The 6,117-nt window shown below is 60.2% G+C and carries 8 protein-coding genes; 3 read left to right on the top strand and 5 right to left on the bottom strand.

The window, feature by feature from the left end; translation table 11 throughout:
• The 5 genes from J4E53_RS29525 to rplU all read right to left on the bottom strand — a co-directional run.
• On the bottom strand, positions 1 to 443 hold a 443-nt coding region (locus J4E53_RS29525), incomplete at its 3' end, for a CreA family protein (RefSeq protein ID WP_207268262.1).
• A 9-nt stretch (positions 444 to 452) separates the two neighbouring features.
• A complete protein-coding gene (gene proB / locus J4E53_RS29520) occupies positions 453 to 1,571 on the bottom strand; it encodes a glutamate 5-kinase (protein WP_060740552.1) in 1,119 nt (372 codons plus the stop codon).
• Between the two features lie 291 nt (positions 1,572 to 1,862).
• Positions 1,863 to 3,086 carry an Obg family GTPase CgtA gene (gene cgtA / locus J4E53_RS29515; RefSeq protein ID WP_103310809.1) on the bottom strand — a complete coding sequence of 408 codons (1,224 nt, stop codon included), beginning with the start codon at positions 3,084 to 3,086 and terminating at the stop codon, positions 1,863 to 1,865.
• A 190-nt stretch (positions 3,087 to 3,276) separates the two neighbouring features.
• Complete coding sequence (rpmA, locus tag J4E53_RS29510; RefSeq protein ID WP_003205738.1) at positions 3,277 to 3,534, bottom strand: 50S ribosomal protein L27; 258 nt, start codon at positions 3,532 to 3,534, stop codon at positions 3,277 to 3,279.
• A 35-nt stretch (positions 3,535 to 3,569) separates the two neighbouring features.
• Positions 3,570 to 3,884 carry a 50S ribosomal protein L21 gene (rplU, locus tag J4E53_RS29505; RefSeq protein WP_003176051.1) on the bottom strand — a complete coding sequence of 105 codons (315 nt, stop codon included), beginning with the start codon at positions 3,882 to 3,884 and terminating at the stop codon, positions 3,570 to 3,572.
• A 239-nt stretch (positions 3,885 to 4,123) separates the two neighbouring features.
• Here rplU and J4E53_RS29500 point away from each other — a divergent pair, with 239 nt between their 5' ends.
• The 3 genes from J4E53_RS29500 to J4E53_RS29490 all read left to right on the top strand — a co-directional run bounded on the left by J4E53_RS29500 (position 4,124) and on the right by J4E53_RS29490 (position 6,083).
• The gene (locus J4E53_RS29500) at positions 4,124 to 5,092 is read left to right on the top strand and encodes a polyprenyl synthetase family protein (protein ID WP_072411888.1); all 969 of its coding nucleotides are present in this window, start codon (positions 4,124 to 4,126) and stop codon (positions 5,090 to 5,092) included.
• A gap of 186 nt (positions 5,093 to 5,278) precedes the next feature.
• Entirely contained in the window at positions 5,279 to 5,620 is a 342-nt protein-coding gene (locus J4E53_RS29495; protein ID WP_053123983.1) for a zinc ribbon domain-containing protein YjdM, read from the top strand.
• Positions 5,621 to 5,825: 205 nt separating this feature from the next.
• The gene (locus tag J4E53_RS29490; RefSeq protein ID WP_003205743.1) at positions 5,826 to 6,083 is read left to right on the top strand and encodes a hypothetical protein; all 258 of its coding nucleotides are present in this window, start codon (positions 5,826 to 5,828) and stop codon (positions 6,081 to 6,083) included.
• Positions 6,084 to 6,117 lie beyond the last annotated feature (34 nt).

Here is a 6,117-nt window from a genome sequence, read left to right as displayed (position 1 = left end):
AAGATCGGGATAGCCGTCACCGCATTCTGCGGGCTGCCCTCGATCACGCGGTCGCTGTAGACCAGGTACACCAGCGTATTACGCTTCTTGTCGAGAAAGCGCACCACCTGCATGGTCTTGAACACCAGGGAAGTACGCTCCTTGAACACTTCCTCGCCATCCTTGAGCCCACCCTTGAAGTTGATGGGCCCGACCTGGCGACAGGCGATGGACGCTTCGGCGCGATCCTCGGCAAGGCCCAGGCCGCCCTTCACACCGCCGGTCTTGGCCCGCGACAGGTAACAGGTCACGCCATCGACCTTGGGATCATCGAATGCCTCGACCACGATCCGGTCGTTCGGCCCGACAAACTTGAACACCGTCGACACCTGGCCAATTTCCTCGGCCGACGCCAACAGCGGCACCGCCAGCAGCAAGCCGATCAATCCTTTTGCCAAACCCATGATTTTTCCTTAGACGAGGATCAGGTTGTCACGGTGGACCAGTTCAGGCTCCGCCATGTAACCCAACAGACCGACAATCGCATCAGACGATTGACCGATGATTTTCTGCGCTTCCAGGGCGCTGTAGTTGGCCAGGCCACGGGCGATCTCGCGACCGTCCGGCGCCACGCACACGACCATTTCGCCGCGACGGAAACTGCCCTGGACCAACTTCACACCCACCGGCAGCAGGCTTTTATTGCCTTGAGACAAGGCCGACACGGCACCCGCGTCCAGCACCAGGGTGCCGCGGGTTTGCAGATGCCCGGCCAGCCACTGCTTGCGCGCCGCCAGCATGCCGCGTTCCGGGGAGAGCAAAGTACCCATGCGCTCGCCGGCCTTCAGACGATCCAGCACCCGCTCCAGCCGACCGCCGACAATGATAGTGTGAGCCCCGGAGCGCGCCGCCAGACGCGCCGCACGCAGCTTGGTCTGCATGCCGCCGCGCCCCAGCGCACCGCCCGTGCCGCCCGCCACCGCGTCCAGCGCCGGGTCGTCGGCACGGGCTTCGTAGATCAGCTTGGCATCGGGGTTATTGCGCGGATCGGCGTCGAACATGCCGTCGCGATCCGTGAGGATCACCAACAGGTCCGCCTCCACCAGGTTCGCCACCAGCGCGGCCAGGGTGTCGTTATCGCCGAAACGGATCTCGTCGGTGACCACCGTATCGTTCTCGTTGATCACCGGGATGACCTTCAGCTCCACCAGCGCCCGCAAGGTACTGCGAGCATTGAGGTAGCGCTTGCGGTCGGACAGGTCGTCATGGGTCAGCAGGATCTGCGCCGTATGGCGACCGTGCTCGGCAAAGCTCGACTCCCAAGCCTGCACCAGGCCCATCTGGCCGATGGCGGCGGCCGCCTGCAGCTCATGCATCGCGCTGGGTCGCGACGTCCAGCCCAAACGGCTCATACCGGCCGCCACAGCCCCCGAAGAGACCAACACCAACTCGACGCCAGCCTCATGCAGGGCCACCATCTGCTCGACCCACACCGCCATTGCCTGGCGATCCAGCCCCTTGCCATCCGCCGTCAGCAGCGCGCTACCGATCTTCACGACCCAGCGCCGCGCACCCGTCACCTTGCTCCGCATCATCTTCAACCTTTGCCAGCGAACGGCGCGACCCAGCGCCGCCCATGGGATTATTCGTATTTGCGTTTTACAGATACCAAAACGCCGCTCGAATGAGCGGCGCCTTGGGAACCGGCTTGCCGGCGATGATAACACTGCGCTGAAACACTTGAACCTGTGGGAGCGAGCTTGCTCGCGATAGCGGCGCGTCAGCTAACAACTATGCCAACTGACAGACCGCTTTCGCGAGCAAGCTCGCTCCCACAGGGCTCCTGCAGACCCTGGTTTCAGCTGAGTGGTATCACCACAAGATCAGTCGCGAACGTAGATGATTTCCGGACCGTCTTCGTCATCCACATCCTCTTCATCCCAATCATCGTCACCGATGTCATGGACCGACTTGACGCCACTGCGACGCAGGGCACGCTGGTCGTCCAGCGCCTGCAACTGGGCACGAGCCTCGTCTTCGATGCGCTGGTCGAGCTCGGCCAGCTCTTCCTTGTAGGCCGGATCGTTGGCCAGGCGGTCGACGCGATCTTCCAGGTAACGCATGATGTCGTGGCACAGGCGCTCGGTGCCTTCTTTGGCGATGGCCGAGATCACATAGACCGGACCTTCCCACTCCAGGCGGTCGACGATTTCCTTGACCCGCTCTTCGTGTTCTTCTTCGAGGATCTGGTCGCACTTGTTCAGCACCAGCCAACGATCACGCTCGGCCAGGGCCGGACTGAACTTGGTCAGCTCGTTGACGATGACTTCGGCAGCATCGGCGGCATCGGTTTCATCCAGCGGCGCCATGTCGACGAGGTGCAGCAACAGGCGGGTACGGGACAAGTGCTTGAGGAAACGAATCCCCAGGCCCGCGCCCTCGGAAGCCCCTTCGATCAGCCCTGGAATGTCGGCGATCACGAAACTCTTCCAGCGGTCGACGCTGACCACCCCCAGGTTTGGCACCAGGGTGGTGAACGGGTAATCGGCCACTTTCGGCTTGGCCGCCGACACCGAGCGAATGAAGGTACTTTTACCGGCGTTCGGCAGGCCCAACAGGCCCACGTCGGCCAGCACTTTCATTTCCAGCTTCAGGTCACGCTGCTCGCCGGGCTTGCCTGGCGTGGTCTGGCGCGGCGCACGGTTGGTACTGGACTTGAAACGGGTGTTGCCCAGGCCGTGCCAGCCGCCATGGGCGACCAGCAGACGCTGGCCGGCCTTGGTCAGGTCGCCAATCACTTCCTGGGTAGCCGAATCGATCACCGTGGTGCCGACTGGCACGCGCAGGATCAGGTCTTCGCCCTTCTTGCCGGTGCAGTCGGTGCTGCCGCCGTTGGAGCCACGCTCGGCATCGAAGTGCCGGGTGTAACGGTAGTCCACCAGGGTGTTGAGGTTTTCGTCGGCGAGCATGTAGATCGAGCCGCCGTCACCCCCATCACCACCGTTCGGGCCACCGTTTTCAATGAATTTTTCCCGACGGAAACTCATGCAACCATTGCCGCCGTCGCCGGCCTTCACTCGAATCGATACTTCATCAACAAACTTCATGACACACGCCTCTCGCCATACGGACGAGCCAAAAAAACAAGACATAAGACTCTTGCAAAAATGAGCGCAGCGACCTGATGACACGCCCCAACCGCAGCGCCGACAGCCCATACAAACAGTTTTGCAAGAGACTCACCCCACAAACGAAAAAGCCCCGTCGCAAGACAGGGCTTTTCCAGCGGTCTCGCAATTAAGCTGCGATAACGCTTACGTAACGACGACCGAAGGCGCCTTTTACTTCGAACTTGATCACGCCTTCGACTTTAGCGAAGAGGGTGTGATCTTTACCCATGCCCACGCCGTAGCCAGCGTGGAATTGGGTGCCGCGCTGACGCACGATGATGTTGCCTGCTTTGATAGCCTGGCCGCCATACATCTTCACGCCAAGGCGTTTGGCTTCTGAGTCGCGACCGTTACGGGTACTACCACCAGCTTTTTTGTGTGCCATGAGTTCAATTCTCCTAGTGAGGAATTAGGCTGAAATTAAGCCTGAATACCGGTGATTTTGATCTCGGTGTACCACTGGCGGTGGCCCATGCGCTTCATGTGGTGCTTACGACGACGGAACTTGATGATGCGGACTTTATCGTGACGACCTTGGGAGATCACTTCAGCCACAACGGTAGCGCCAGCAACGACTGGAGCGCCGATATTCACGTCATCGCCATTGGCGACCAACAGAACGCGATCAAAAGTCACGGATTCGCCGGTAGCGATTTCCAGTTTTTCGATCTTCAGGTATTCACCTGGGGCGACCTTGTATTGCTTGCCACCAGTAACAATTACTGCGTACGACATGGTATTTCTCCGATAATCCTGCTCACCCAGCGCTTTATAAGAAGAGGTATTGGCTGGCATGGCTGCATGGGCTGGAAGGCCCGGATGCAATTGCGTAAGGCAGGTGCTGCCCAGGAAGTTCAGGGTGCGCGATTGTACGCAAGCCACGAGAGCCTTGCAAGTAGCCGTCTATCGCGCCTTGACACCTGCGGACGTGGGTCCTAGCATGCCGCGCAACCCTTCTGGAGCACCTGTCGCTGATGCAACCCCAAGCTTTCTACCGCGCGGTGGCGGACGATTTTAGCGCCGTCGACGGCATCATCAAGAAGCAGCTGACTTCCCGCGTGCCTCTGGTATCGAAAATCGGCGACTACATCACTTCGGCGGGTGGTAAACGCCTGCGTCCTTTATTGGTGCTGCTGTGCGGCAAGGCCCTGGGTCGCGAAGGCGACGACATGCGCCTGCTGGCCGCTACCATCGAATTCCTGCACACCGCGACCCTGCTGCACGACGACGTGGTCGACATGTCCGGCATGCGCCGTGGCCGTTCGACCGCCAACGCCATGTGGGGCAACGCCCCGAGCGTGCTGGTGGGCGACTTCCTGTATTCGCGCTCGTTCGAAATGATGGTCGAGCTGGGCTCGATGCCGGTGATGAAGATCCTGTCCCAGGCCACGCGCATCATCGCCGAAGGCGAAGTGCTGCAGTTGTCCAAGGTACGCGATGCCAGCACCACCGAAGAGACCTACATGGAAGTCATCCGCGGCAAGACCGCGATGCTCTTCGAAGCCTCGACCCACAGCGCCGCTGCCCTGGCCGGCGCCAGCGCCGAGCAGAGCGAAGCGTTGCGCACCTTTGGCGACCACCTGGGCGTGGCCTTCCAGTTGGTGGACGACCTGCTCGACTACAAGGGCGACGCCGAGACCCTGGGCAAGAACGTCGGTGACGACCTGGCCGAAGGCAAGCCGACCCTGCCGCTGATCTACACCATGCGCGAAGGCACGCCAGAACAGGCGGCACTGGTACGCCAGGCGATCCAGAAAGGCGGGATCGAAGACCTGGAAAGCATCCGTATCGCGGTCGAAGCTTCCGGCTCGCTGGAGTACACCGCGAAACTGGCCCGGGACTACGTCGCCCGCGCGATCAAATGCCTCGACGCCCTGCCGCCCAGCGAATACCGCGATGCACTGGTGGAATTGAGCGAATTTGCGGTGGCTCGTACCCACTGATTGCATGAAAACCTGTGGGAGCGAGCTTGCTCGCGATAGCGGTGTGTCAATCAGCGCCAATGTTGCTGATCCAGCGCTATCGCGAGCAAGCTCGCTCCCACAGGGGATTTCACCGCCCTGCCCTTTGCGGCCTAAAACCCTATATAATGTGCGCCCTTTTGCCCTCCTGATACCCAAGGAACCTTAGTGAGCACGTTGCCTCCCTGCCCGAAATGCAATTCCGAATACACCTACGAAGATGGCACCCAGCTGGTCTGCCCGGAGTGTGCCCACGAATGGTCCGCCAGCGGCGAAGCTGAAGCGGCGTCCGACGACACCGTGAAGAAAGATTCGGTCGGCAATGTCTTGCAGGACGGCGACACCATCACCGTGATCAAGGACCTCAAGGTCAAGGGCACCTCGCTGGTGGTCAAGGTCGGCACCAAGGTCAAGAACATCCGCCTGTGCGATGGCGACCACGATATCGATTGCAAGATCGACGGCATCGGCCCGATGAAACTCAAATCCGAGTTCGTCAGAAAAGTCTGATTCGGCTGTATTCCATCCCATGCCCCGCGTGTGGGATGGAGCTGCACCCTCCCCGCTTCAGCCCCATTTCTCGGGCGTTAGCCAAGTGCCAACCGCCTTGAGCTGGCACAACCCATCGTCAGAAAAACAATCGCAACGCCAATAGAGACTTGCTATTTAGCGAATAAGAATTATTCTCATCGAACCCATCAAGGAGATGAGAACCATGACTTATTTGATCGATGCCTGGCTGGACCGCCCACATCCCTACCTCAGGATCCTGCATCGGGAAACCGGGGAAGTCTGTGCGGTGCTTGAAGAAGAAGCCTTGAACGAGCTGCAGGACCAAGGAGACCTGGACCTCAACAGCCTCAATTCCAGTGAGCCGCTGGTGCTCAAGGAGCTGGTGCGCAATCTGTTCCTGTTCTGCTATGCCCGGGCGTTGCGCCCTACGGGTGATTTCAGCGGCAGGTTTCACGGATGAGCAAAAATAACCTGTGGGAGCGAGCTTGCTCGCG

It is taken from the genome of Pseudomonas sp. FW305-28, from assembly GCF_017351395.1.
In the GTDB taxonomy this organism is placed as follows: Bacteria; Pseudomonadota; Gammaproteobacteria; order Pseudomonadales; family Pseudomonadaceae; genus Aquipseudomonas; species Aquipseudomonas fluorescens_AA.
This window is presented reverse-complemented; position numbering and strand designations above follow the sequence as displayed.

Excerpts from the sequence above, each read along its gene's own strand:
- proB (WP_060740552.1), bottom strand. The coding sequence starts at position 1,571 with ATGCGGAGCAAGGTGACGGGTGCGCGGCGCTGGGTCGTGAAGATCGGT.
- cgtA (WP_103310809.1), bottom strand. The coding sequence starts at position 3,086 with ATGAAGTTTGTTGATGAAGTATCGATTCGAGTGAAGGCCGGCGACGGC.
- rpmA (WP_003205738.1), bottom strand. The coding sequence starts at position 3,534 with ATGGCACACAAAAAAGCTGGTGGTAGTACCCGTAACGGTCGCGACTCA.
- rplU (WP_003176051.1), bottom strand. The coding sequence starts at position 3,884 with ATGTCGTACGCAGTAATTGTTACTGGTGGCAAGCAATACAAGGTCGCC.
- J4E53_RS29500 (WP_072411888.1), top strand. The coding sequence starts at position 4,124 with ATGCAACCCCAAGCTTTCTACCGCGCGGTGGCGGACGATTTTAGCGCC.
- J4E53_RS29490 (WP_003205743.1), top strand. The coding sequence starts at position 5,826 with ATGACTTATTTGATCGATGCCTGGCTGGACCGCCCACATCCCTACCTC.